Origin of the sequence: Cytobacillus dafuensis (assembly GCF_007995155.1) — a bacterium.
Lineage (GTDB): Bacteria > Bacillota > Bacilli > Bacillales > Cytobacillaceae > Cytobacillus > Cytobacillus dafuensis.
Genome location: NZ_CP042593.1, coordinates 1,838,312 through 1,863,023, shown reverse-complemented (window position 1 = coordinate 1,863,023; position 24,712 = coordinate 1,838,312). Strand labels below are relative to the sequence as shown.

General features: G+C 35.6%; 21 protein-coding genes and 1 tRNA gene. 8 read left to right on the top strand and 14 right to left on the bottom strand.

Translation table 11 applies throughout. The features are described from left to right. Window positions 1-22: 22 nt before the first annotated feature. Window positions 23-472, bottom strand: coding sequence for a MarR family winged helix-turn-helix transcriptional regulator (locus FSZ17_RS08780; protein ID WP_057774809.1), 450 nt, complete (start codon window positions 470-472; stop codon window positions 23-25). Window positions 473-673: 201 nt separating this feature from the next. On the opposite strand from FSZ17_RS08780, the gene FSZ17_RS08775 reads away from it, so the two are divergent. Then, window positions 674-2,173, top strand: a complete 1,500-nt coding sequence (locus FSZ17_RS08775) for an ATP-binding protein (RefSeq protein WP_057774017.1) — start codon at window positions 674-676, stop codon at window positions 2,171-2,173. Between the two features lie 30 nt (window positions 2,174-2,203). Here FSZ17_RS08775 and FSZ17_RS08770 read toward each other — a convergent pair whose 3' ends face one another. Then, complete coding sequence (locus FSZ17_RS08770) at window positions 2,204-3,193, bottom strand: phosphotransferase enzyme family protein (RefSeq protein WP_057774018.1); 990 nt, start codon at window positions 3,191-3,193, stop codon at window positions 2,204-2,206. A 189-nt stretch (window positions 3,194-3,382) separates the two neighbouring features. Here FSZ17_RS08770 and FSZ17_RS08765 point away from each other — a divergent pair, with 189 nt between their 5' ends. Continuing rightward, the gene (locus tag FSZ17_RS08765) at window positions 3,383-4,615 is read left to right on the top strand and encodes an MFS transporter (RefSeq protein ID WP_057774020.1); all 1,233 of its coding nucleotides are present in this window, start codon (window positions 3,383-3,385) and stop codon (window positions 4,613-4,615) included. A gap of 540 nt (window positions 4,616-5,155) precedes the next feature. Then, complete coding sequence (locus FSZ17_RS08760; RefSeq protein ID WP_057774022.1) at window positions 5,156-5,500, top strand: hypothetical protein; 345 nt, start codon at window positions 5,156-5,158, stop codon at window positions 5,498-5,500. A 186-nt stretch (window positions 5,501-5,686) separates the two neighbouring features. On the opposite strand, the gene FSZ17_RS08755 is transcribed toward FSZ17_RS08760, so the two are convergent. The 8 genes from FSZ17_RS08755 to FSZ17_RS08720 form a co-directional block, all read right to left on the bottom strand. Continuing rightward, window positions 5,687-5,971 (bottom strand): ferredoxin family protein, encoded by a 285-nt coding sequence (locus FSZ17_RS08755; RefSeq protein ID WP_057774024.1) that lies wholly within the window; start codon window positions 5,969-5,971, stop codon window positions 5,687-5,689. After that, window positions 5,971-7,266, bottom strand: coding sequence for an FAD-dependent oxidoreductase (locus FSZ17_RS08750; RefSeq protein ID WP_057774026.1), 1,296 nt, complete (start codon window positions 7,264-7,266; stop codon window positions 5,971-5,973). The genes FSZ17_RS08755 and FSZ17_RS08750 overlap by 1 nt, the downstream gene beginning before the upstream one ends. After that, entirely contained in the window at window positions 7,259-8,287 is a 1,029-nt protein-coding gene (locus FSZ17_RS08745) for an electron transfer flavoprotein subunit alpha/FixB family protein (protein WP_057774028.1), read from the bottom strand. The genes FSZ17_RS08750 and FSZ17_RS08745 overlap by 8 nt, the downstream gene beginning before the upstream one ends. 31 nt (window positions 8,288-8,318) lie before the next feature. Then, on the bottom strand, window positions 8,319-9,140 hold the full coding sequence (locus FSZ17_RS08740; RefSeq protein ID WP_057774030.1) for an electron transfer flavoprotein subunit beta/FixA family protein: 822 nt from the start codon (window positions 9,138-9,140) through the stop codon (window positions 8,319-8,321). A gap of 472 nt (window positions 9,141-9,612) precedes the next feature. Further along, window positions 9,613-11,457, bottom strand: a complete 1,845-nt coding sequence (locus FSZ17_RS08735; protein ID WP_057774032.1) for a PAS domain S-box protein — start codon at window positions 11,455-11,457, stop codon at window positions 9,613-9,615. A 181-nt stretch (window positions 11,458-11,638) separates the two neighbouring features. Beyond that, window positions 11,639-13,435 carry a methyl-accepting chemotaxis protein gene (locus FSZ17_RS08730; protein WP_057774034.1) on the bottom strand — a complete coding sequence of 599 codons (1,797 nt, stop codon included), beginning with the start codon at window positions 13,433-13,435 and terminating at the stop codon, window positions 11,639-11,641. A gap of 390 nt (window positions 13,436-13,825) precedes the next feature. Continuing rightward, the gene (locus FSZ17_RS08725) at window positions 13,826-16,120 is read right to left on the bottom strand and encodes a thiamine pyrophosphate-dependent enzyme (protein WP_057774036.1); all 2,295 of its coding nucleotides are present in this window, start codon (window positions 16,118-16,120) and stop codon (window positions 13,826-13,828) included. Further along, complete coding sequence (locus FSZ17_RS08720; RefSeq protein WP_057774038.1) at window positions 16,120-17,133, bottom strand: 2-oxoacid:acceptor oxidoreductase family protein; 1,014 nt, start codon at window positions 17,131-17,133, stop codon at window positions 16,120-16,122. Before FSZ17_RS08720 ends, FSZ17_RS08725 begins: the two co-directional genes overlap by 1 nt. Before the next feature lie 370 nt (window positions 17,134-17,503). Here FSZ17_RS08720 and FSZ17_RS08715 point away from each other — a divergent pair, with 370 nt between their 5' ends. Then, complete coding sequence (locus FSZ17_RS08715; RefSeq protein ID WP_057774041.1) at window positions 17,504-18,544, top strand: acyltransferase family protein; 1,041 nt, start codon at window positions 17,504-17,506, stop codon at window positions 18,542-18,544. A 94-nt stretch (window positions 18,545-18,638) separates the two neighbouring features. After that, window positions 18,639-18,712, top strand: a tRNA-Arg gene (locus FSZ17_RS08710). Window positions 18,713-18,971: 259 nt separating this feature from the next. On the opposite strand, the gene FSZ17_RS23340 is transcribed toward FSZ17_RS08710, so the two are convergent. After that, the gene (locus FSZ17_RS23340; RefSeq protein WP_156416252.1) at window positions 18,972-19,112 is read right to left on the bottom strand and encodes a hypothetical protein; all 141 of its coding nucleotides are present in this window, start codon (window positions 19,110-19,112) and stop codon (window positions 18,972-18,974) included. Between the two features lie 617 nt (window positions 19,113-19,729). Here FSZ17_RS23340 and FSZ17_RS08705 point away from each other — a divergent pair. The 3 genes from FSZ17_RS08705 (at window position 19,730) to FSZ17_RS08695 (ending at window position 21,714) form a co-directional block, all read left to right on the top strand. After that, entirely contained in the window at window positions 19,730-20,239 is a 510-nt protein-coding gene (locus tag FSZ17_RS08705) for a GNAT family N-acetyltransferase (RefSeq protein WP_057774042.1), read from the top strand. Window positions 20,240-20,476: 237 nt separating this feature from the next. Further along, complete coding sequence (locus FSZ17_RS08700; RefSeq protein WP_057774044.1) at window positions 20,477-20,812, top strand: L,D-transpeptidase; 336 nt, start codon at window positions 20,477-20,479, stop codon at window positions 20,810-20,812. A gap of 398 nt (window positions 20,813-21,210) precedes the next feature. Then, window positions 21,211-21,714, top strand: coding sequence for a GNAT family N-acetyltransferase (locus FSZ17_RS08695; RefSeq protein WP_057774045.1), 504 nt, complete (start codon window positions 21,211-21,213; stop codon window positions 21,712-21,714). Between the two features lie 54 nt (window positions 21,715-21,768). Here FSZ17_RS08695 and FSZ17_RS08690 read toward each other — a convergent pair whose 3' ends face one another. Genes FSZ17_RS08690 through FSZ17_RS08680 form a run of 3 tightly spaced genes read right to left on the bottom strand, consistent with a single transcriptional unit; the run spans window position 21,769 to window position 24,675 of the window. After that, window positions 21,769-22,488: a LutC/YkgG family protein gene (locus tag FSZ17_RS08690; protein WP_057774048.1), complete on the bottom strand. Its 720-nt coding sequence runs from the start codon at window positions 22,486-22,488 to the stop codon at window positions 21,769-21,771. Between the two features lie 3 nt (window positions 22,489-22,491). Further along, window positions 22,492-23,916 (bottom strand): LutB/LldF family L-lactate oxidation iron-sulfur protein, encoded by a 1,425-nt coding sequence (locus tag FSZ17_RS08685; protein WP_057774812.1) that lies wholly within the window; start codon window positions 23,914-23,916, stop codon window positions 22,492-22,494. 42 nt (window positions 23,917-23,958) lie between these two features. Continuing rightward, entirely contained in the window at window positions 23,959-24,675 is a 717-nt protein-coding gene (locus tag FSZ17_RS08680) for a (Fe-S)-binding protein (protein WP_057774049.1), read from the bottom strand. Window positions 24,676-24,712 lie beyond the last annotated feature (37 nt).

Sequence of the window (24,712 nt, the reverse complement as noted above, 5' to 3'; positions counted from 1 at the left end):
TTATTAGGTATATTAATTTGAATTAGTTGATATGTCTGTTAATCTGTGATAACCCAAGTTTCTTTAACAGATTTATTGCTGTATCCTTTTCTTCCTCAGATAGCTCCGACATTAACGAATCAATTTGCTTTTCATGGTCAGGAAAGATTTCCTCGATAAAGGCTTTACCTGCTTCTGTAATTTGCCCGTAAGTAACCCTTCTATCTTTCGGACATGCTGCTCTTCTTATAAACCCTTTTTGCTCCAATTTGTCTACAACATAAGTAATACTGCCACTTGCTAACAATATTTTTCCACCAATTTGCTGTAAGGGCTGGTCTCCTTTATGATAAAGAAGCTCAAGAACTGCAAATTCAGTTGGGTTAAGCCCATATGTTTGAATAAGTTTATTAACATTCTCATTAATAGATCGGTATGATCTTGAAAGTACAATAAATAATTTTAATGATTGTTTTATTTGTTCAGAACTCACTATTATCCAATCCTTTTTTAAATATAAATTATCTTGAAATCTAAGTAAATTATAAAAAATCAATCGTTTAATGTCAATTTCCATCCTATTTCCACATTATTGGAAAATATTTTTTGTATTTTGCATATAGTAATGAGCTTCATCTGGTTTAAAATGGTATACTATATTCTAAATTAATTATCTCAAACGGAGTCAAAATTGATGAATAGTAGAAAAAGTAATTATCTTTTATATATTATCGTTGTCATCATCCCGATATTCATTGCATTTATTTACCATATGTATGATGAATTTAATCGCGATTTTAATCAGCGAAAAGAAAAAGCCATATGGATAGCCACCATACACCAAAAAAGCTGGGATCAGTTTATTTCCGAAACCGTAACAACGCTTGACATTCTCGCACTAACTGCTGAAACAGAATTAGATTCAATTGAAAAGCTTTATCCTCTCTTGAAAAAAGCCCACGGCAAAGATCCAAGATACGGGGGAATCTATTTACTTGATCCAGAAGGAAAAGTTATTACGGGTTCAAACTCTCTATTAACCAATACTAATTTATCAAACCAAGAATATATTAAGGAAATTACTCGTACAAAAGATATCGTTATTTCCAATAATCTAGAAACATTAAAAAATGGTCAAAAAGTTATTGGGATAGGAGAACCTGTTTTAAATGATGAGGGACAATTAGTATCAATCATTATCGCCCATTTAAGAATTGATTATGTACAAAACATAATGAGATTATTAACTCCAGATACAAAGCTTTCAGTTATTAATCAAAATGGATCGGTCATTATGGACATTAATATGAATGGCTCTACTAAATTCTCTCAAAAAAATTCTATCTCCTTACCATTTGATCGACTTCCATGGAGTATTAAGGTAGAAATCCCGAATAGAGATATGGGTAAAATTATAAAAACGGTTTCCCTCGTAATGGTTCGTTTTATATTTATTTGCCACATAATGTTTTTATTGATTAAGTATCTCATGCTTAGAAAACAAACAGCAAGAGAGAAAAAGGAAAATGAACTTCAGAAGCTAGAGCTTGTTGGAACTTTGGCAGCAAGTACGGCACACGAAATCCGGAATCCTTTAACAGGAATAAAAGGGTTAGTTCAGCTTTTAAGTGAAAAATATACGAATACAGACGATCAATATTATTTCTCTGTCATCAATGATGAAATAAGCAGAATAAATGAAATCGTTAGTGAGTTTCTTATACTTGGAAAACCGACAGCACAGAAAACTGAAATCATTGATACTAGAAAAATAATAATAGATTTAGAGCCACTCATTATATCAGAAGCTAATTTAAATAATGTTCAATACGAGTCATCTCTTCCATGTTCACCTATTTATGTAGATTGTACGAAAGATCAGCTGAAACAAGTACTTCTTAATATTACGAAAAATGCATTAGAATCTATGCCAGAAGGTGGCAAGCTATCCATTTCACTCATTGAACTGCCCTATAGATGCCAAATCCAAGTATCAGACACAGGTTCTGGTATTCCTGAAGGAGAAATCGAAAAAATATTCCAGCCTTTCTATACTTCTAAAGATTTAGGTACAGGACTCGGTCTCGTTGTTTGTAAAAGGATCCTTCAATCATTTGGTGGGGAAATTCAAATTGCAAGTAAAGTAAATAAGGGAACAATTGTAGATATTTTTCTACCGACTAAAGAAAAATAAATAAAAGAGCCGTTTTGGCTCTTTTATTTATTATAAATGGACGATTGGTTTTTTCTGTTCAATCCTGACTTTAATCTCTTCAAGCATTTGCTTCACGCGCTCATTTCGATCCTCAGGAGCTATTTTTTTGTTAAGAGCTGAATATAAAGTAATGTCCCTTAGCATAAGAAATAACGGCAATTGCTGCTCAATGTCCTGTGGAAGCGAATTTTCTGTTTTGTATCCTTCAATAAATGATGAATAGAAAAATTCCCCAAACTCATTTCTTCTTTCTGTTTCACTTGCTGAAAACCCAGATAAAGTTGAATAATATAGCGGAATTGCAATATCTGACACAAACCATTGGTAACAGCAATCATCAAAATCAAATACATAAATGCTTTTGCCATCATAAAAAAAGTTTCCCCAATGGATATCTGAATGAATAAGACCATAGTTATCTTTGTTTTTCCGTAATTTATTAATTTGTTCAAAAAGTTCCTTGGCATTTTGAATAGCAACTTTGTCTTCAGCAGGAAAATATTTTTCTACATCTAGTAGCTCATCCTCATTCCAATGATACCTTTCCTTGATATTTGGAGACGGTACGTATGTTTTAGTTACGGCATGCATTTTACCTATCGTTTTTCCCCAAACATAAAATAACTGTTCATTAAAAAGTTCGTCTTTTATCTTTACTTGTTCACCTGAGACTTTAGAAAAAAGAGTCGCGTAAAAAATCGACCCATCCATTGCCGAAATGGACTCCACATACTTTCCATTATTAGATTGAAATGCCATCGAGATATTTAATCTTTGACTGGACAAGTACTGGATCCAATCAATTTCTGCGAGAAGATTTTCAAGCTCCCGATGTGTGCTATGTGTCAATCGCAATATAAATGTACAATCGTTCTTATTAACCTCGTAAACATAATTCTCAAAATCCCCCAGTAATTTATACCCTTCTTCTAACGAATAAACATGTAAAAAATGATTTATTATTTCTTTCGTAAGTAATATCTCAACTGTTTTTTCCATTAGTACCCCCCAGAAAATAAATTAATCTGGTCAGCTGACCAATTTGATTGAAAAGTCTAAATTTTATCATTTTTATTGTACAATAAATGATGAATAGAAAAAACCATTTGATATCCTTCATCATCTAGTATTATATTTATTTAGTAATACTAAATTTATTAAAACATTATTTCCAAAGGAGTCCTGATAATGAGTAACACAGCAGCAGCGGCCCAGACAATTTCAAGAAGCAATGAAACGTCTTTTAAAATATTGATCATCATAGGCCTCTGTCATTTATTGAATGATTCAATCCAAGCGATTATCCCTGCAATGTTTCCAATTTTGGAAAACTCAATGGGCCTTTCCTTCACTCAGCTTGGAATTATTGGATTTGCACTAAATATTGTTGCTTCAGTCTTACAGCCAATTGTCGGTATGGCAACTGATAAAAAACCAATGCCCTATGCTTTACCAATTGGATTAACTTCCAGCATGATTGGTGTACTTGGATTAGCATTAGCTCCAAGCTTCGAATATATCGTGATATCAGTTGTATTCATTGGACTAGGATCAGCTGTATTTCATCCTGAAGGCTCCAGGGTAGCATATATGGCAGCTGGTTCTAAGCGCGGACTTGCCCAGTCCATATACCAAGTAGGGGGAAATAGCGGACAGGCAATGGCACCTCTTATTACTGCATTAATCCTTGTACCTCTTGGCCAAATAGGAGCAGCATGGTTCACGGGTGTTGCTGCTATTGCTGTAGGGCTTTTAACTTATATTGCCATTTGGTACGCTAGAAATCTTCGAATTGAGCAAAGCATGCTTAATAAAAAAAGTAAATCAACCATCGAAAATCAAAAGGGACTAGCAAAAGGTGTAAAATTTGCTCTCGTTCTTATATTGGTTCTAATTTTTGCGCGATCTTGGTACATTTCTGGCATGACAAATTATTATGCTTTTTACACGATTGAGAATTACTCTTTTTCTATAACGCAAGCACAAATCTTTTTATTCGCCTTTTTAGTCGCAGGTGCTCTTGGAACTTTTTTTGGGGGCCCGCTTGCAGATCGATTTGGAAAAAAACGAGTCATCTTCCTTTCGATGATTGTTTCTGCTCCATTAACAATTTTGATTCCCTTTGTACCACCCACAGCAGCATTTTGCTTACTCACAGTAACAGGTTTTATTCTTATGTCTAGCTTCTCAGTAACAGTGGTATACGCCCAAGAGCTAGTTCCAGGTAAAATTGGTACAATGGCTGGATTAACAGTTGGTCTTGCATTTGGGATGGGAGCAATTGGGGCGATGGTAATCGGCCGTTTAGCAGATATAATTGGTATTACAGACACAATGATACTAACTGCTTTTTTACCGCTAATCGGGCTACTAACACTCCTTCTCCCTTCTGATCAAAAACTAAATGAGTGGAATCAATAAGAAACTGTGGAGCCTCATTTAATGGGGCTCCCTTTTCTTTATAAGTTTTGGCTGTGTTAATGCATAGTGTTGATAATGCTATTTTGGCTAATAGGAAATTTTAAGTTTATTAAAGTACTAAAGTAAAGTGTGTTTTTAATTAAATATCTGCTAATAAGATCGCATAAGAAAAACTAAGACATTCGCCAAAAAGGACTTGGCGAACGCCGAGTTTTTCTAATTGTTGATTGGAGCGGAAGGCGCGAGGTCCTCGAAAATGCATTCGCATTTCCTTCGTGTGGTGTTTATTCGGGGAAGATTATTCAATGTCCTGCGGGAGAAGCAAGTCATAGGGGGACCCCGCAGGAGCGCTCTTCGACGAGGAGGCTTCCTGACCGCCCGCGAACGCTATGTGCCTGCAACGGAAATCAACAGGGCAGTTTGATATAGCCTAAGCTTAAATAAATATTTATTAAATATTATGAAAATAAATAATCGAATACCATATAATAAATACATGAACTAAATAAATTCATTTCAAATAGATTGGAGGGTGAAAATATGTGTCCGCCCAATTATAAAGATTTTTATCAAAAGGCATTAGTTCCAATTGGCACTAACGATTACAAGTGTCTTAATGATTTAGAAGAGGTTGATAAACTTAAACATTCTCATTGGCTTATTGCCCTTGAAGGAGAAATCCGGAACCCAGATAAAGAATATTACACATGGAAGATTACGATTTATCCATCAGATTCTAATGGAAGCTTTACTTGGAATACCTTCTACTATTCATCTCCGATCTTTGATTCCTTCCATCTTGCATATGAACATGCAAAAAACTTAGAAAAACACAGTGTGAACGACAAGTTATTTTCTACAAAAATACGAGGAAGCGCAAGTTAAATCTCCCACTTTACACCTTTTGCTTTTCCCTTTTTATCCCCATATGTGAAAATACATACAAATTCAACTTAGAGAATTAACGCAACTCTTTACGAATAAGTAAAGACGATGCTTATTCGTGCACCGTCTTAATGGATTCATTTATTTTTCAATTCTTTTTAGTAGGAAAAAATCAATGAACCTTTATTATGCCAGCCTAAAAACAATCCCATGTCCGCCCTTCGGATACTCCCATTTAATATTTTGATAAGGACAGCCAATCCGGCAGCTACCACATTCATGACATCCTTCGTATCCAACCTGCATTCTTAACCCTTCCCATTTGTATACCTCGGCTGGGCAAAAAATCGTACATATTTTATCAGGACATTTTGTCATGCAAATATCGTGGTCTAGAACGGTTAAATGCGACTTCGTATCTGCTTTAAAACGAATTAAATATTGCTTTTCTTCAATATTCTTCGTTGACATTATTTCACCGCCTTCCATGCACGATACATGTCTTGAATAACCTTTAATCTGCCACGTTCTCCAGTAATGCTGCGCATAATTTGTTTTTGCTTATCCTTTTTAGAAGTTCCGTCTACAGTAAAGAATTTACTGGCGGCACGATTGATCATCGGAACATACTCATTAAAATATTGTGGATAATGCTCAAATACATGTGCGGCATCTTTATATTTTTCTAAATCCTTCATAATAAAGCTATCATATAGGGCTTCCCTGTATTTATTCAAACTGGACTCGCTAAAGTCATTTCGTTTTTTTGCATCAATAATGGCTTCAGCTGCCATTTTTCCAGATTTCATAGCCATATTCGAACCTTCTCGATGGATGGCATTTACTAACTGTGCAGCATCTCCAACTAATAAAACCCCATTACCTGCAACCTTTGGAACGGAATGATACCCTCCTTCTGGAATAAGGTGGGCTAAATACTCAAGAGATTCTCCACCTTCCATAAGCGGCCTAACCATTGGATGAGTCTTCAAATAATCTAAAAGATCGTATGGCTTGAGTTTTGCTTTTATCATACTTGAAAGTGTCGTTCCTACTCCGATATTAATGCTTTCTTTATTTGTATAAATAAAAGCTGTTCCTAAATTTCCTTTCGTTGAGTCTCCAAATATTTCAATTGTACAGCCCTGGTTCTCCTCCAAATTAAAGCGATCATTTATTTTGTCTTTTGAGAGATTGATTACTTCCATTACGGTTAGGGCTACTTCGTCCGGCCTAAATTCCTTATGAAAACCAAGCTGTTTTCCAAGGAGGGAGTTTACCCCATCAGCCAATACGACAACATCAGCATATACTTCTCCATCTGGGCGATCCGTTCTAACTCCGACTACTTTCCCATTTTCCACAATACATTCGAGGACAACTGTTTCATTTACAAGCAATACACCTTGTTCGACTCCTTTTTTCGCAAACCATTGGTCGAAAGGAGCACGGAGAACTGTGAAGTTATTATAAGGCTCCATCCCCCATTCAAGCCCTTTATAGCCAAAGGTAACAGCAGATTCTTTGTCCATCATCCAAAAGCGCTGCTCAATAACGGGTCTTTCTAATGGAGCTTCTTTCCAAAACTCAGGTATAATTTCCTCCATTTGCTGCCTATAGAGTACACCGCCCATTACATTTTTGCAGCCTGGATATTCTCCCCTCTCAATTTGTAATACTTTCAATCCATTTTTTGCACATGTATAAGCACATGATGTACCTGCAGGGCCCGCTCCAACTACAATGACATCAAATTTTTCAGACATAACTAACTTCACCACCCTTTTCTTTCTGCATCACCTTGAACTGCTCAATTAATTTTGGGACTATTTCTATTGCATCTCCTACAATTCCATAGGTGGCGACATCGAAAATCGGTGCATTTGGATCTTTGTTAATCGCAATGATAAACTCAGAATTTTTCATACCGACAATATGTTGGATAGCACCCGAGATACCTATCGCAAAATATATTTTTGGGGTAATCGTTTCCCCGGTTTGCCCGACTTGTTGCTCATGTGGAAGCCACCCCGCCTCAACGACGTCCCTTGTCCCACCAACTGTTGCTCCAATTGTTTCAGCTAATTCATGAATAAGCTGAAATCCTTGTAAATCTCCCATTCCTTTTCCACCTGCAACCACTACATGTGCATCAGTTAATCGTGCTTTTTTTGTGATGTCTTTCACAATTTTAAGCACTTTCGTTCGCATATCTTCTTCTTGTAAGAAAATTTCCTCTTCTATTATTTTTCCAACTCTACTATTATCCTTTTCTAGTGCTTTCATCACTTTTGGACGAACAGTGGCCATTTGTGGGCGATGTTTTTTACATAATATTGTGGCCATAATATTTCCGCCGAATGCAGGTCTGCTTGCTTCAAGCAATCTATTATCCAAATCTACATCAAGCATCGTTGTATCTGCTGTTAAGCCTGTGCTCAAATCTGTGGCAACCGCGCTTGCAAGGTCCTTCCCATTCGGAGTTGCCCCGTAAAGAAATATTTCTGGCTTAAATTTTTCAGCTAATTGAATAACACCCTTCATATATGACTCTGTACGATAATCCTTTAGTACGGGGTGGTCAACTACAAATACTTGATCTGCCCCATAAGAAATGATTTCAGGACATAATCCCTTCACATCATGCCCTAATAATACTCCAGATAATGGAACTGAAAGCTTGTCAGCAAGCTTCCTCCCAGCTCCCAAAAGTTCTAAAGACACTCCTTCAATTTCTCCTTCGTTCTGTTCAATAAAGACCCAAACTCCCCGATAATCCTCAAACATTTAGCCCACTCCTTTGCCATTAAAAAATAGGTTAATGATTAGCGAATAATAATTCCTTTTTGTCTTCTAATAAAGCGATTAATTGAGCGACTTGTTCGTCTGCATTTCCATCCAGCTTCATACCGCCTTCTGGCTTTGGAGGAGTGAACATTTTTCCTACAATTGTTGGAGAGCCTTTAAGCCCTAGTTGTGGACGATCGACATTTTCAAGATCATTAACAGTCCATATGATTGGTTCGTACCTAGCGGCTTTAATCATGTTTGGCATTGGAGAATATTCGATTTCATTAATTTCTTTGCCAACTGTCAGTAAACAAGGATATTGAGCTTCAATCAGCTGATATCCATTCGCAATTTTTCTTTTCAGGAGCACTGTTTTCTCTTTTTCGTTAAATTCTGTTACTTCAATTACATTCGTTATTGGTGGTATATCCATTCTCCTTGCAATTCCTGGACCTACTTGTCCAGTATCCCCATCAATAGCATGAAGCCCGCAAATAACGAGATCTATTTGTTGTTCCTTCGAGATTCGTTCCAATGCCTTTGATAATGCATAACTTGTTGCTAGTGTATCTGCACCAGCAAATGCCCTGTCCGAAATTAAATACCCTCTATCAGCTCCAATTTCAATGCTTTTCTTTATAACTGCAGTCGCTTGCGGGGGACCCATTGATAAAACTGATATCGTGCCCTCTCCAATCATTTTCTTAATCTTGACTGCTTCTTGCACTGCATGTGCGTCATATGGATTTAAAATTGCAGGTGCGCTTCTTCGATCAAGTGTGTTCGTTTTGGGATTAATTTTTATTATTTTTGTATCTGGTACTTGCTTCACACAAACGACAATATGCATAAATGATTTTCCCTCCTTATCCTTGAAAACGCTTTCCTTTTTTGTATATAAAAAAGCTATGTATTAACGATATATGAATCGCAACACATGCATAGTACTAACAATTTCGGAAAATAATCTTCCATTTATAGATTATATATTTCTTTAAGAATAACTATTGATTTAAGAATTGTTCATGTTGAGAAAGTAATGTTTATTCTAGAATTGTTTTTCGGTCAGGGGCATTGAGGCAAAAAGTAGAAGTAAATACTAGGATTATATTATTCTAATAAATATTTTATTCAAAATAATCGGAAATATCTGTGATAAAGCTCACAAGTTTGTTTTTGATCTTAATTGAATTTTATAATTGTCATCTCTTACTATTATGGAGAAAAATATTGACCGTTTCTTTGTTTCAACACAAAAACCCCTTTGACGAAGATGGGCGCCATTGGGGGTATTTTTAGTAAGAATATATTAGATGTATCGGTCATTTTCTCTCTTTTTTCCTTAATGGTAAATAAATATGAAAATTTGTCCCAACTCCTAATTCACTTTCAACCTCAATCGTCCCTGCATGCTCTTCTACAATTTTATAGGTTACCATTAAACCTAAACCAGTCCCTCTTTCTTTAGTTGTATAAAATGGTTGTCCTAGCTTATTGATTTTATCCTTTGGAATTCCACAGCCTTCATCTTGAATGGAGATATGAATTCTTTCATCAGAGGCAGAATTCATAGTAATTGTGACAAAGCCTCCTTTTGGCATAACTTCAATCGCATTTTTTATAAGATTGATAAACACCTTTTTCATTTGATTTTGTTCACAATAGATAGGTGGTAAATCTTTCTCATAATATGTTTGAAATTGAACATTATGTAAGACCGCTTGGGCACTTAAAAACTTTACTGTTTCTTCCATTATCTGGGTAATATCTCTTTCAATAAACTTAACTGCTTGAGGCTTTGCTAAAATCAAAAATTCATTTATGATTGAATCGATTCTTTGCAATTCAGATGTAATAATATTAAAGTACATAGAATAATCCTCTTCTATGTTATCTTCTAATAATTGAATAAAACCTTTAAGAGCAGTCATAGGATTTCGGATTTCGTGGGCTATTCCAGCTGCAAGCTCACCAATAACATGCAATGTATCTGATTTTCGCAGTTTGACATCCATCTCTAATTTTTCAGTTATATCTTTAAATGTTATTAAACTAAACTCTGAGAAAACATTATGCTTAGCTGCAAATTCAATAAATTTTGTTTCATCTGATCTTAAAGTTACTTCTACTGTCCCTGTTGCTTTGCCTTTTCTTATTAAATCAGTTGAATAAAGTTGAATTTCATCATCACTTAATTGAAACTCTCTTAAAATTTCAGTAAATGAATGACCAACCAAGTCTTTTTTTAGATTTTTTAACAATTTTTCTCCAGCTTGGTTGATATCTACTATTTTAAAATCATTATTCAAAATAATGATCCCCTCTATGGCTCCTTCAAACACTTTACGAAATTTTAATTCACTTTCCCTTAGCTCTTTTTCCATTCTGCGAGTGTCACTAACATTCCGTAAAATGGTCAAATGATATCCTTCTACTGCATGTAACTTTGTAGTAAATTCTAAAGACTTTTTTTGACCATTTGGCATAAGAAACACAAGTTCGTCTCTAATCGCTCCACATTCAAAAAGATTTTTATACATTTTCTTAAATTTATCATCTTTAGAATAGATATAATCATTGATATTTTTCGATACAAGGTCGTCGTAGCTGCTTTCAAAAATCTTGCAGGCCGACTCATTTGCATTAACAATTTTCCCTTTCTCTGTCCAAAAAATAATTCCATCGAGAGCCTCAGCGAATAAATCCTTATACAACTCCTCATTTTTTCTTACTTTTTGCTCTAACTTCCTCTTTTCTGTTATATCTCGAAAAATAGATAAAAAAAGGGTATCCTTTTGTAAAGTACTTGTTGTGAACTCAAAATAAGAGAGGCTATCCTTAACTAAAATCGGAAGAACTCCCCTTACGCTGTTTTTTTCTTTTAATATTTTTGCTTGCATATCTAACTTAAAATGCATTTCAAATGGCACTAACTTTTCCAATGTTAATCCAATCAAGTCGTGTCGATTCCTATGCACACTTGTACAAAAAGAGGGATTTACTTCAAGAATCCTTCCCGATTCATCAAATATGACCATTCCATCTGCTGCATTAAAAAAAATCCCTTCAATAAGTTCACCATTTAGAAAGTTTGAATTGCTCTTGTATATAGATTTTTTTTCAAGATCATCTGCATCATACCTGTTGAGTTTCTTATTAAAAGTCACTTCTCTATACCCTCCCTATTGGGATTTACACTATACATAATTCTACAAAATAATTGGATTTCCTTTCTAGAAAAGGAAAATAATAAATCGTCGTCCTTTCATATTTATTCGTTCATATAGAATGAAAAGATAACGAAAAGGTGTCCCTCATATTTCAAAGGACACCTAAGCTAAAAAATAATTACAGTTTAAATTTAGAAATCATTTCATTTAATTTGTCAGCTTGTACTGATAAGGATTGGGCATTTTCAGAGATTTCTTCTATTGAAATGTTGGTTTGCGACATACTTGCACTCGTTTGCTCGATGCCAGCAGCTGACTCCTCTGAAATAGAGGCAATAATTTCAATCGACTGATTCATAAGTGAGGAACCTTCAGAAACCTTTTCTAGATTTAATGATATTTCATTCACATTATCCGTCATCAAATTAATAGCTTGATATATTTTATTAAATGTTTCACTGGTTGATTGAATTTGGTCTGTTCCTTTTTCCACTTGAGTATAGCCTTCTTTTAAAGAGGCAACCACATTATTCGATTCATTTTGGATGCCTTTCACAATAGTCGTAATATCAGCAACAGAATGAGATACTTGCTCAGCTAGCTTTCTTACTTCATCCGCTACAACTGCAAATCCTCTGCCATGTTCACCTGCTCTTGCTGCCTCAATGGCTGCATTCAAAGCAAGCAAATTCGTTTGATTTGCGATATCGTGAATGACTTGAACCAGCTTAGAAATTAGCTTTGTCTGTTCATCTAGGCCATTCACTCGATCAACGGATGTTTGCATAATTTCATTTATTATAGTCATTTGCTCTTGAGATTCTCTCATCAGAGATACACCATTTTTTGTCATGGTTAATACTTCATTTGAGGTGTTTTTAATCATAAATCCGCTTTCGGTTGCTTTTTGGACCTTTACTAAGTAATCGTCCATCATACTAGCTAACCCTGTGGTCGAATCCGCCTGTTCAGTTGCTCCTACTGAAAGCTCTTGCATAGTTGAAGCTCCTTGCTGACTTGCAGCACTCACTTCATTTGCAGCATTATTTAATTCTCCACTCTTTTCCGTTACAAAACTAGAAACAGCAGAAATTTCCTGAATCATAGCCTGAAGTCTTTCTTTCATTGCATTCGTTGCCTTGCTTAATTCAGCAATTTCGTCTGTACCCTCATATTTGACTGATTCGACACTTAAATTTCCTATTGCAACTTCATTTGAAAGATGTACTATTTGCCCAAGTTTGTTTGAAATGATTTTCCCAATGACTAGAATACTAGCAATACCTAATGCAGCCGAAATGACTATAGATATGACAAGTACAACTAATGTAAGAGTTATTTCTGATTTAGCTGAATTTACTGCACTTCTTTGCTCTTTTATCAACATATCACTTAAGCTTTCTAGCTTATCGACAGTTTCCGAAATAATTTTATCTGCTTTCAATTTCCCAAGCCGGTATTCTCTTTCATGCTGAAGCTTAACATTAGTCTTGATCGTAAAATGAAACAGATTAGTAATTTCTTTATCATTTTTAATAATCTCAGAAAATAATTTTTTCGTTTCTGAAGTTGATAAGGTAGGTTGAATACTTTTCTTTAATTGATTAAATTCCTTAGATAATTCATCATAAGTCCTTAAATGCTTTGGATTTGAATCTATAATATAGTTCCCAATAGCACTTCCTTTTTGATGAAAAATAGCAGTTGCTTCTGAGATCATGATGGCCTTTTCACCGGTATCCTCAACTGTTTCCATTTTGGAATTAGCAATCGTTAATAGTACAAATGTAATCAAGGTAGACATAGTAAAGAGTCCAATCGTTACAAATAATGCGACTCCGTATTTTTGACCAAGCTTTAATTTCTTCCATACAGGAATATTAGCGAAAAAATTTACTAATCTATTTTCCTTTTTTGGTTTGTCCTTTTTCTTTTTACCTACCTTTTTAAATCGTGTTTTTTTTACCCCTTTCATACTAGGTACGCCTCCTTTGTCCAACCATAGTTGCCTAATAATAAGCCAAAAGTTATGTAAAATATAAAACATTTTTACTATTGCATTATTTTATTATAATGCAAATTATTTAACTTTTGAAGGAATAGTTTTCATTTGTGGGAAAATTATAATAAATAATATATTTATATCCATTTTTTAATAAAAGGCTATGATAATATTCCCTGTTGATTTCCGCTGCAGGAGTCTCGCGCCTTCCGCTCCAATCAACAACAAAATAGCATTATCATCACTAAACTTTAAAACTGCCTAATAAAATAAAAAAGAGCAAAGTACAAATATTGCACTTTGCTCTTTTAAAAAAATGAAACATTATTTAATCATACTCTAAGAAAAATGAAAGAAATTTACTTACAAATATGGATTCTCATGCTTGGCAAGCAGACGCTGCCAACGATTTTCGATTTCTTCTTCTAATTCTGTAAGCATTTCACGATTTTCTTCTTTTAACAAATGTTTTGTCTTCCCCATATATTTCAGCCATTCAGGCAGTGCGACTTTCTTCTTTTTCTCAACTGGATTATAAGTGATCGTTGTTAAACCTTCCTCAACCTCGTAGAGTGGGAAGAAGCATGTATTTACAGCAGCCTCAATAATTTTCTCACCATACCGATCCTCTGATTTCCAGTTTAATGGACAGGTAATAAGAATCTTCCCATATACTGTTCCTACATTATGTGCATACCACTGCGCTTTCGCAGCTTTTTTTATTAAATCCTGTGGGAAAGCCTCTGCTCCAGTAAAAACGTACGGAATATTCGTTGAAGCCATTATTTGTGCAGTATCCTTATGATGAAATGATTTTCCCTTTTGCGCACGTCCAACATTACTAGTACTAGTCATATGACCTTTTGGAGTAGAATAGGACAATTGTGACCCTGTATTCATATATCCTTCATTATCATACTCAAGCATAATTAGTTTGTGATTCCTTAAAGCCGTTCCTATACTTGAGCCCATACCGATATCCATTCCACCGTCGCCTGTGATCATAACAAATGTAGCATCGTCAGAGACATCGATTTCTCCACGTTCCTTTAATTCAAAAAAGGCTTCAACTGTTCCAGATAGTGTAGCAGCTCCATTTTGGAACAAATTATGAATCATTGTTTGTTTATGTGAGGAATAAGGATATGAAGTAGTTGTTACATATGCACATCCAGTTTGGAATAGTATAACGACATCTCCTTCAATTCCTTTAAAAAATAACTCAAGCCCAGTAAAAATACCACACCCAGGGCATGCTCCATGTCCAGAAGCTAAACGCTTTGGTTTTGTAGTTAGGGAACGCAATGGTGGAATCTTCACCTTTAATTTTTTTGTTTCCGGATCCTTCTCTACATGGATTAAGCCAGAATTATATACATCTCCATGCTGGGGAGAAATGACGGGCTTCAATGCCTGATCTTTGTTTCCCGGCACATGACCATAATAATCAAATGGCCTATTTGCATATCCTTTTTTCATTGCATCTATTGCTTCGTGAAAGAAATGTTCTGCATCATCTGCATAAAAGTCCTTCCCGCCAAGACCAAACACTCTGCTCAAAACGATTGTTTTATTCTCTTTATCATCTTGTAATACCGACTTTACTTCATGAGTTAGATTTGGGCCGTTTCCACCATAAGAATCTGCTCTTTCACCAATAAGCAATGCATTTACATTCTTTAATGCTTCACGGATTTCTTGAGCAGGGAATGGCCGGATTATATTTGGACTAATGACACCAGCTTTTATCCCTTGTTCTCTAAGTTGGTCCACGACATCCTTAGCTGTTTCTGCAGCAGAATTCAATAAGAATAAAGCAACCTCAGCATCTTCCATTTTATATAGATCAAGTACAGGATATTCACGGCCAGAAATTTTCGAGTATTCCGCTGCTACTTCCTTAAAGACTTCACCTGCAGCATACATCGCTTCTGATTGTTGGTAATGATTATTTATTAAATCTTCGCCATTCATATGTGCGCCTATTGTTACAGGCCTTTTCGGGTCCCTTGCAAAATGATAATCAGTCGGACATTCACCAACAAATTGCTGAACAATTTCACGATCCTTGAAATATTTTACCTTTCTTTTTTGATGAGATGTAAAGAAGCCATCATAAGCAACCATTACAGGCAATCGAACTTTTGCATGCTCCGCAATTTTCAACGCCATAATATTCATGTCATACACGGCTTGCGGTGTTCGTGCTGTCAATATAACCCAACCGGTATTTAATGCAAAATACAAATCAGAATGATCTCCACGAATATCTAATGGTCCACTGATAGAACGGGTAACTAGGTTCATGACCATTGGGAAACGTGTTCCAGATTGAACGGGAAGCTGCTCAATCATGTACATGAGTCCATTTGCACTCGTTGCATTAAAGACCCTTGCACCAGTTGCAGCAGCACCATAACAAATTCCTGCAGATCCGTGTTCCCCATCTGCTGGGATTAACTTAATATTATGTTCTCCTCTTGCTTTCATTTGATCTAAATATTGAGCAACTTCTGTTGAAGGCGTTATAGGGAAATAGCCCATGATATGATAATTTATTTGTGCAGCAGCCATTGCCGCCATTTCGTTGCCGCTTTCAAAAGTTGTCAGCTGCTCTGCGCTTTTTAATACTTTTAGTTCTTCTTCCACCATTGCCATTATGAAATACCTCCTACTATATAAGGAAAGCTTTGTTTGACCCAGTGTGATTCAGCATAGCCAATGGATTCTCGCAATTCACTTAATGCAGCCGTTGGACAAGCTTCAACACACTTCAAACAGCCTTTGCAGTATTGATAATCTATTCCTTTTAGGAACATTTGCTTTCTTCCCCGTTTGTCTTCTCCTTCTTCCCATACAAAACAATAATCTGGACAAACGGTATCACATGCTGCACAGTTAATACATTGTTCTTGTTCGAACTTAGGAAGAAACCCTTGTCTCGAACCGCTAAGATCCTTCAAAATGCTATTTGCCTGAGCAGTAATAACGCCGCCAATTTCCTGGGTTTCATATCCTAGTAGTGGCAATGGACGCGAAAATTCCTTTCCAATGGCATCTTCAGGTGTTTCATATGTTTTAAATTGAACTTCGTTATATCCACGTTCAAAGGTTCTAATATTTGGTTCTACTAGATGTGGATATTTCTTTTCAAATGTGCTGCGGATTACATTCTTCATTGATTCTGGGTCAAGGAAGTCACAAATCCGGAATAACGCCCCGAGCATAGCTGTATTTACTTTTGTTTTCTCTTCGACAGCAATTTGCAATGCATCAACGATTGCTAACGTGCCATATTCTAATTTCAAATCTTTTTTAATATCATCAAAACTCCTAATTGAATTGACTAATAGAATTCCATCCGGCATAAGGCCGCTAACTACATCGACAGTTTTATATAATGCTTCGTGAAAAACACCGATCACATGAGGCTGCTCGATTGGGCTATGTGCGCGTATTTCTACATCATTATCACAAAAGCGGATAAAGCTTTTCACAGGAGAACCTTTTTTTTCAGATCCATAGGAAGAAAAGTTTGATCCGTTTAGGCCAAGCCCTAATACACCAGCTTCCGCCAGCATTTTCCCAGCCAAATTGGCACCTAGTCCACCAATTGACTCCAGTCTAATTTCAAAAAATCCAAGTTCATTTTTCTTAGGTAAAATTGACATATTCACCCTCCCAATATTCTTCATGTCTTTTGCTAATTTGAAAAAAGCTTTCTAATTGTGTTTACATTCCCCCTAAAAGTTATTGTATTTGAAAGGTTTATTAACTGCTGTGACAAAAGTCAAACATTTCATCATTTATGATTGGAACAGAATTATATTTCTTTCTAAAACCCAATTAAATAAACTCTGAAAACGCATACACAATTATATAACAGATGTTTTTATGTATTATAACAGTAAGATAAAGTATACTAATTGCTTTTTTTGGAAATTCATCCTTTCATTCACATGTATTTATTGGTTTTATTCATGATAGGGTGGGTGTATAATAAAAAAATCTTTTTAGGGGGTCTAAAAAGAGGAGGAAGACATGCAAAAGCGTGAATATTATTTTGATAACGCAAAATTTATTTTAATTTTTTTAGTTGTATTTGGACATTTTCTACGGTCTTATATTTCAGAAAATGAGACTGTTTATACATTATATAAGCTGATTTACACCTTTCATATGCCTGCATTTATTTTAATATCAGGCTTTTTTGCTAAAGGCTTTAATAAGCAAGGTTATATAGCGAAAATATCGAAAAAGTTAATCCTTCCTTATATCATATTTCAGGTTATATATTCATTTTTTTATTATTTTCTATACAATGAGTCGTCTATTGAGGTTGATCCACTAACACCACATTGGTCCTTATGGTTTTTGATTAGTTTATTTTCCTGGAATATAATGCTTATTCTATTTACAAAAATAAAGCCCATCATCTCAATCATTGTCGCTTTTGCTATTGGATTAATTGTTGGATATGCTGATTGGATTACTGAATTTTTAAGCTTATCAAGAACTTTTGTGTTTTTCCCGCTTTTTTTAATTGGCTACTATTTAAAGAAAGAGCATTTTTCTTTAATCGTGTTACCTAAAGCAAAGATTGCTTCAATATCCATTTTTATTATCGTTTTTACTGGTTTTTATTTATTTCCGGATATGAATCATGAATGGCTCCTTGGATCGAAACCCTATTCAGAGATGGGGGTAGATTCCATTGCGGCAGTTTTTGCACGGCTTGCCTTCTATATATTAAGCCTAATAATGGTCTTTAGTTTTTTCTCTCTTGTTCCAAGGAAACAATATTTCTTTACAACTGTAGGTAAGAATACTCTTTATGTTTATTTACTTCATGGGTTCTTTGTACGTCTTTTTAGGGAAAGCAATATACAAAACTATTTTACTGAGCCAAAAAACTTTCTTTTGCTAGCAGGAATCTCTTTAGTTCTCACCTTGCTATTATCGAGCAAAATGACCATTCCATTTGCACAGCCGTTAATCGAATTAAGTACATCAAAGCTCAAAAATTTGCAGAGAAGAGCAGCTACTATTTTTAAGTATTATAGAAAAAAGCTATTAAACTAAAGCTAAGGGCGATTGGCATGTCCGTTCGCCCCTTTTCATTCGAAACAATTGACTGCACTGGAAAATTGGGTTTATAATGAAAATCTAATGTAATGTCCCAGTAGCTCAGTAGGATAGAGCGACAGCCTCCTAAGCTGTAGGTCGTAGGTTCGATTCCTATCTGGGACGTCAAAATAGAAAGTCGTCAATTCCTTGGTAAATAAGGATTGGCGACTTTTTTAATTCCGAAACAAATGTTCCTATCTACATCACCTGCCACCTCCGATATTTGAGTTGTTTTGGGCAAAAGAAAAAGCACCCCGATGGATGCTAATTACTTATTACGGAAACAGGTAAAAACGTAAATAATATTAAAATCAGTATGCATTTTTTAATCACGAAAAGATCTCCTTCCACCTTACTATTCGATAAAAGAAGACATGTTCCATCAAATGATTAATTTAAGTTTCTTCTTTATTGGGATACTATAACATTCATCACAAACACCGTTATTATCTATAAATTCATTCTCATCTGTTATCTCTATGCTGCAATTCGAGCAAATCCATTTTTCAATAACTTGCTCCATTGCCTCATCTCCTTTTTACATACATAATTCGGGAGATTTAAGCAAATTCCTGCAACAATTTTGTTAATTTCTCCTAATAACTCCACGAACCCGCCTGTAAGTCATATTTTTGGAGAAACATAATAATTCAATTGAACATTATTACTCCACCAATAATTTACATTTAATGCTATCCAATATTTACTATTTAAGTTAGGATAGTATTGAGGTGACATAATGCTCTATTTAATTTGTTTAATTTCAGGTGTACTATTGGGTTTATTTCTTTTTGGACTGCCTGGTATTCTAATAGGAGCGATTTTTGGAATTCTTGCTATCATTGCTTGCCAACTGGAATTAATTTTTCATATTCTTAAAAAACAAAATTCTTCAAGCATTGGACCTAAAAAATAGGTCTTTTTTTATGAAACTAAATACAAAATCTGTTTCCTTGTCCTATGTATCTCCATACCACCTTAGCTTCTTTCAATTCCCCAACAATAAACAACGTACAAGACTGACGCTTTGATAACCTTCCTGAAAGTACTTCACTATCCTTAAAGTTTAAGATAAAATGAAGCATATGAAAAATAGGATTTCTAGCAATAATAAAATCCTGAAAGGCTGGTGGATTTCCTTTGAAAATTCTTGAAACTGAAAGACTTATCCTACGCTTACAAACAACTGATGATGCAGCATTTATTTTAGAGCTTTTAAATGACCCCTCATGGCTGCAATTTATAGGCGATCGCGGTGTGAGAACTCTTGAAGACGCACGGGCTTATATTTTGAATGGAGCGGTTCGCTCGTATGAACAATTCGGATTCTGTTTCTATTTGGTGGAGCGAAAGGAAGATCATGTTCCGATTGGAATCTGTGGTCTTGTAAAAAGAGATACATTGGAAGATGTCGATCTTGGATATGCCTTTCTGCCAAAGTATTGGGGAAAAGGATATGCCTATGAAGCAGCCTCTTCTGTAATGGCATATGCAAAAGATACTCTGGGGTTAAATCGCATTGTGGCGATCACCGCTCAAGACAATCACGCTTCTGCCAAACTGCTTGAAAAAGTGGGATTACAGTTTGAACGACTGATTCAGCTCCCTAATGATTCTGAAGAACTTAAGCTATTTGCATTTGAAGCTTAAAAGCCCTTACTCATTGAGTAAGGGTCTTTTTCTATTTGCAAAACTCTTTAGATTTACCCACCAGCTCTTTATTTAAGAATTCGTAAAAAAGTCTTTGTTCTCATCCTTTTCGATGAGTTTTTCTAAGTATTTATTACAATAATTTGTCCAATCATGCACCAACTATATTATCAATCCCTGTCATTAACAATTGCCAGTATTCATCATACAATGATCAAAAATATGGAGTTGATCTTCATGGCGAGATGGATTGACGTATCTACTTCAAAACATCAATTAAAGCTTTTTGATGGAAATAGGCTAATAAAAACTTACCCCATTGCAGTAGGAAAAATACTATCACCAACACCTTCAGGGACATACAAAATCATCAATAAACAACCTAATCCCGGCGGACCATTTGGTGTGCTGTGGATGGGATTGTCACAACCTCATTACGGTATACACGGAACAAATAACCCAGCATCAATTGGAAAGGATGTCTCACATGGATGTATTAGAATGTTTAATCAAGATGTTCTAGATTTATCTTCTAAAGTTCCGGTTGGTACTAGTGTTTATATTCATAGATGACTTTTTTAATTTCACCACCTTTCCTTCAAAGTTTGAGTCAAATGTATAAATCTTTTATTATCTTTTTGAATATATTATTAATAAAAATTTTGGAGTTGATTATATGGAATTAGTCGTTTGGATAGCTATTTTTATTGGTTCATATTTTGGAATTACTAATTCAACATGTAAAAAGAATAAAAAAACACCTTTTCAAAAATAAAGTAAATACCTTCAACTCATATATTGCCGCACACAAATCTTCTCTGGACAAAGAAGCCCATTCAAGTCCAGCTTCTTTTTTTCTTTTTTCAAATCCTCAGTCTAATAAACATGGTCTACACAAAAAATCCCCATTGTATTCTTGTTATATTTTGGGATATATTTAAAATGACTATTATTTATGAGTAGGTGAATGAATGGAAATAATATATGAAACTAAACGTCTATGTTTATGTGTTTTTGATGACATTCATCTGGATTCCGTTAAAGAGTTTTGGGGTGATGAAGAAGTTATGACCCTATGTAATGGATCTTCCCCACATAATGTTTTACTTCAAGTAATGAATGGCTATCGCAAATGCCATTATGCAAACGCTCTTTCTGTATATGCTGTATTAGACAAAGAAGCTAATGAAATTATTGGGGCTGCAGGTTTTAACATCACAGGTCCTTTAGACAATGTTGAATTAATTTATCATTTTAGTAAGAAATCTTGGGGAAAGGGTTTTGCCACAGAAGCAGCAAATGCTTGTTTAGTTCTTGCCAAAAACCATGGTAAAGTTCGCTTGATTACCGCATCTGCTGATCCTCAAAATAAAGGTTCATTAAAAATACTAGAAAAAATCGGTTTTACATATAAAGGGACAAAATGGTTTGAAGATACTGAACAAGAAGAGCCTTATTACGAATATAAAGTTTAGCCATAACTCTATTTTCCAAGTAGATTCTTAATCTACTTTTTTATTTAAATTACTTTATACATCCTCTACAACGACATAAGCAGCTTTCACTGGCCCATGTACTCCGACAACTAAGTTCATTTCAATATCTGCCGAGTTGCTTGGACCTGTAATGAAATTTATGCAGGAGGAAAGATGCTCACCTTTTTTTATTTTGTCCCTTATGAGTCTAGCTGCCTGAGTCATACGAGGGACAGTAGAGCTTTTTGGAATAATTATAACTGACGCTAAAGGTAAGAAATTAATGCTTCTTCCTCTATCCTTACTACTGAAAAGGACTGATGTTCCTGATTCGGCTAAAGTAATGTCACTAATAGTTATCCCTATGCTTGCCTTCTCTGCATTTTTGATATTCACATCATCTTTAGTGGAGTCCCACTCATAAATGTCGATATTTTCATTCGGCCAAATTTGATTAAAAAGAGGTGAAAGTCCATATTCTTCAAATCGAGGGTCCTTCCCTCTTACAATCGATCCTCCGCCAAACTCAATTACAATATTATTTAATACTTCTGATAACCCTGTTTTATTGGTAACAAAAATGTCTGTGTGAATGCTTTTACATTGCTTTATTAGTACCTCAAGTAATTCATCTGTGCTTGCACCCTTTAAGACTGTATCCTGTGGATGAAAGCTCCATATTGGCCTTTCTACAGCTTTAGCCACTTGATTTCTCCCTAAACGTTGAGCAATTTTATGAAGGAATACATCTCTGTTTTGAACTTCCCCACTCACTGCTTATTTCCCCCCTTTATCGCGATTATTAAACCAGTCTCGAAATCTTTCTTTATTTGGCGCTGGAAAGTCGCGAATTTCCGTCCAAGCCTTTAGCGGACCTGGTCCTTTAGAAATTTTATCTCCAACAGTAAAGGGATTCATCGCAGTTGGTGCAAGCTTTGATCCAATTTTATATATTGATGCTGATGCTGCCCCAAGGCCAAAGGCTTTCATAGCCATTTTTTCTGAGATTGGCGCTTTTCCCTCCCGCTCGACGATTACTTGTCGGTGTTTATGAAGTAGCTCGTGTAATGGAATTTTCACAGGGCATGCCTCTGTACAGGCGCCACATAATGTCGAGGCATAAGGTAGCTCCTTATAATCTTCATACCCTCCTAATAATGGAGATAACACCGCTCCGATAGGCCCAGAGTAAATAGATCCATAAGAATGTCCGCCAACATGACGGTATACTGGACAAACATTCACACAAGCTGCACATCGAATGCATTGCAGAATGGAATGAAATTCACCACCAAGTATTTTAGACCGTCCATTATCCACGATTACTAGATGAAAATCTTCAGGACCATCTATTTCCCCTTCACACCTAGGTCCAGTCAAAACTGTGATATAGCTTGTAAGCTTTTGACCAACCGCACTCCTTGTTAATAAGCTTACGAGAACTTCCATTTCCTCAAATGTTGGAACAAGTCTTTCCATCCCCATAACAGTAATTTGCGTTTTCGGCAGAGCTGTCACAAGATCTGCATTCCCTTCATTTGTTACTAATGTAATTGAACCTGTTTCCGCTACTGCAAAATTGCAGCCTGTAATCCCTACATCAGCTGCCAAAAACTCCTTCCGAAGCATTTTCCGGGCATGTGCTGCTAATTCTTCTGGTTTCTCTGTTTTTTCATAGCTTAATTTTTTTGAGAAAACATCCCTAATTTGCTCTTTATTCTTATGAATTGCAGGGGCAACTATATGGGAAGGTGGATCATGATCATCAAGCTGTAAAATGTATTCTCCTAAATCGGTTTCTATCACTTCACAACCTATTTCCTCTAGGCAGGCATTTAAATGAATTTCTTCGGTAACCATTGACTTTGATTTCACGATCTTGTGCGCGTTTTTCTTTTCAATAACATCTCGAATATATTGTCTTGCTTCTTCTGTTGTTTCCGCAAAAAATACATGTCCACCTCTATTCGTCACATTCTCACTTAACTGAAATAAATAGAAATCTAAGTTATCAAGAACATGCTGCCTGATTTCTTCTCCAAGTGAGCGCCATTCCTCCCAGTTTCCTAGCTCCTCAGCAGCCAAAAGCCGCCTAGTTTGAAGCCTTTCTTGACCTAAAGAAACAGCTCCTCTCATAAAGGCATTGTTAATTCCAGCATCGACTCTCTCATTAAAATGATCATTGCCTATTTTCATAGCCACCATTTTGACCCCCTTTATGAAAAAATTTAGTTTTCATCCTTCTTAACGGCTATTTAGCACTTCAGCAATATGCATTACTTTAATAGGTTTTTCTTTCCGATCGATACGTCCCCCAATGTTCATTAGGCAACCTCCATCAGCACCTATTAAGAAATCGGCCTTCGTTTCTTCTACATGATGAACCTTTTCATCTACCATTTGCTCAGATATTTGTGCCATTTTCACAGAGAATGTTCCTCCAAACCCACAGCAATAATGCTTACCAGGCAGTTCAGTGAATTCAAGCCCTTCTACATGACTTAATAGTTTCATTGGTGCCTCTTTCACCCCTAATAATCTCGTCATATGACAGGAGGTATGGAAGGTAGCTCTCCCTTCTAATCGTGCTCCAACATCTTCAACTTTCATGACATCAACGATAAATTGTGTTAATTCATATGTTTTTTCTGAAAGTGCCTTCGCCTTTTGTTCCCATATCGGGTCTCCTTTGAAAATTTGGGGATATTCATGTAACATATAAGCGCACGATCCTGATGGTGCAACGACATACTCTGAATCTTTGAAAGCCTCAATCATTCTCTTCATCGCTTCCATTGATTCCTTTACATAGCCGCTATTAAAGCTAGGCTGGCCACAGCAAACCTGTGATTCTGGAAAATCAATCTCGCATCCAAGCCGTTCTAATACTTCCACAGTTGCTTTTCCAACCTTACTTTGGAACATATCGACTAAACACGTAGCAAATAGGCTTACTTTCATATGGCAACCTTCTCCCTATATAAATTTCTTCTCGTTG

What these genes read in the sequence shown, in the direction of transcription:
- FSZ17_RS08775 (WP_057774017.1), top strand. Translation starts at nt 674, where the DNA reads ATGAATAGTAGAAAAAGTAATTATCTTTTATATATTATCGTTGTCATC.
- FSZ17_RS08770 (WP_057774018.1), bottom strand. Translation starts at nt 3,193, where the DNA reads ATGGAAAAAACAGTTGAGATATTACTTACGAAAGAAATAATAAATCAT.
- FSZ17_RS08765 (WP_057774020.1), top strand. Translation starts at nt 3,383, where the DNA reads ATGAGTAACACAGCAGCAGCGGCCCAGACAATTTCAAGAAGCAATGAA.
- FSZ17_RS08760 (WP_057774022.1), top strand. Translation starts at nt 5,156, where the DNA reads ATGTGTCCGCCCAATTATAAAGATTTTTATCAAAAGGCATTAGTTCCA.
- FSZ17_RS08755 (WP_057774024.1), bottom strand. Translation starts at nt 5,971, where the DNA reads ATGTCAACGAAGAATATTGAAGAAAAGCAATATTTAATTCGTTTTAAA.
- FSZ17_RS08750 (WP_057774026.1), bottom strand. Translation starts at nt 7,266, where the DNA reads ATGTCTGAAAAATTTGATGTCATTGTAGTTGGAGCGGGCCCTGCAGGT.
- FSZ17_RS08745 (WP_057774028.1), bottom strand. Translation starts at nt 8,287, where the DNA reads ATGTTTGAGGATTATCGGGGAGTTTGGGTCTTTATTGAACAGAACGAA.
- FSZ17_RS08740 (WP_057774030.1), bottom strand. Translation starts at nt 9,140, where the DNA reads ATGCATATTGTCGTTTGTGTGAAGCAAGTACCAGATACAAAAATAATA.
- FSZ17_RS08730 (WP_057774034.1), bottom strand. Translation starts at nt 13,435, where the DNA reads ATGAAAGGGGTAAAAAAAACACGATTTAAAAAGGTAGGTAAAAAGAAA.
- FSZ17_RS08725 (WP_057774036.1), bottom strand. Translation starts at nt 16,120, where the DNA reads ATGGCAATGGTGGAAGAAGAACTAAAAGTATTAAAAAGCGCAGAGCAG.
- FSZ17_RS08720 (WP_057774038.1), bottom strand. Translation starts at nt 17,133, where the DNA reads ATGTCAATTTTACCTAAGAAAAATGAACTTGGATTTTTTGAAATTAGA.
- FSZ17_RS08715 (WP_057774041.1), top strand. Translation starts at nt 17,504, where the DNA reads ATGCAAAAGCGTGAATATTATTTTGATAACGCAAAATTTATTTTAATT.
- FSZ17_RS23340 (WP_156416252.1), bottom strand. Translation starts at nt 19,112, where the DNA reads ATGGAGCAAGTTATTGAAAAATGGATTTGCTCGAATTGCAGCATAGAG.
- FSZ17_RS08700 (WP_057774044.1), top strand. Translation starts at nt 20,477, where the DNA reads ATGGCGAGATGGATTGACGTATCTACTTCAAAACATCAATTAAAGCTT.
- FSZ17_RS08695 (WP_057774045.1), top strand. Translation starts at nt 21,211, where the DNA reads ATGGAAATAATATATGAAACTAAACGTCTATGTTTATGTGTTTTTGAT.
- FSZ17_RS08680 (WP_057774049.1), bottom strand. Translation starts at nt 24,675, where the DNA reads ATGAAAGTAAGCCTATTTGCTACGTGTTTAGTCGATATGTTCCAAAGT.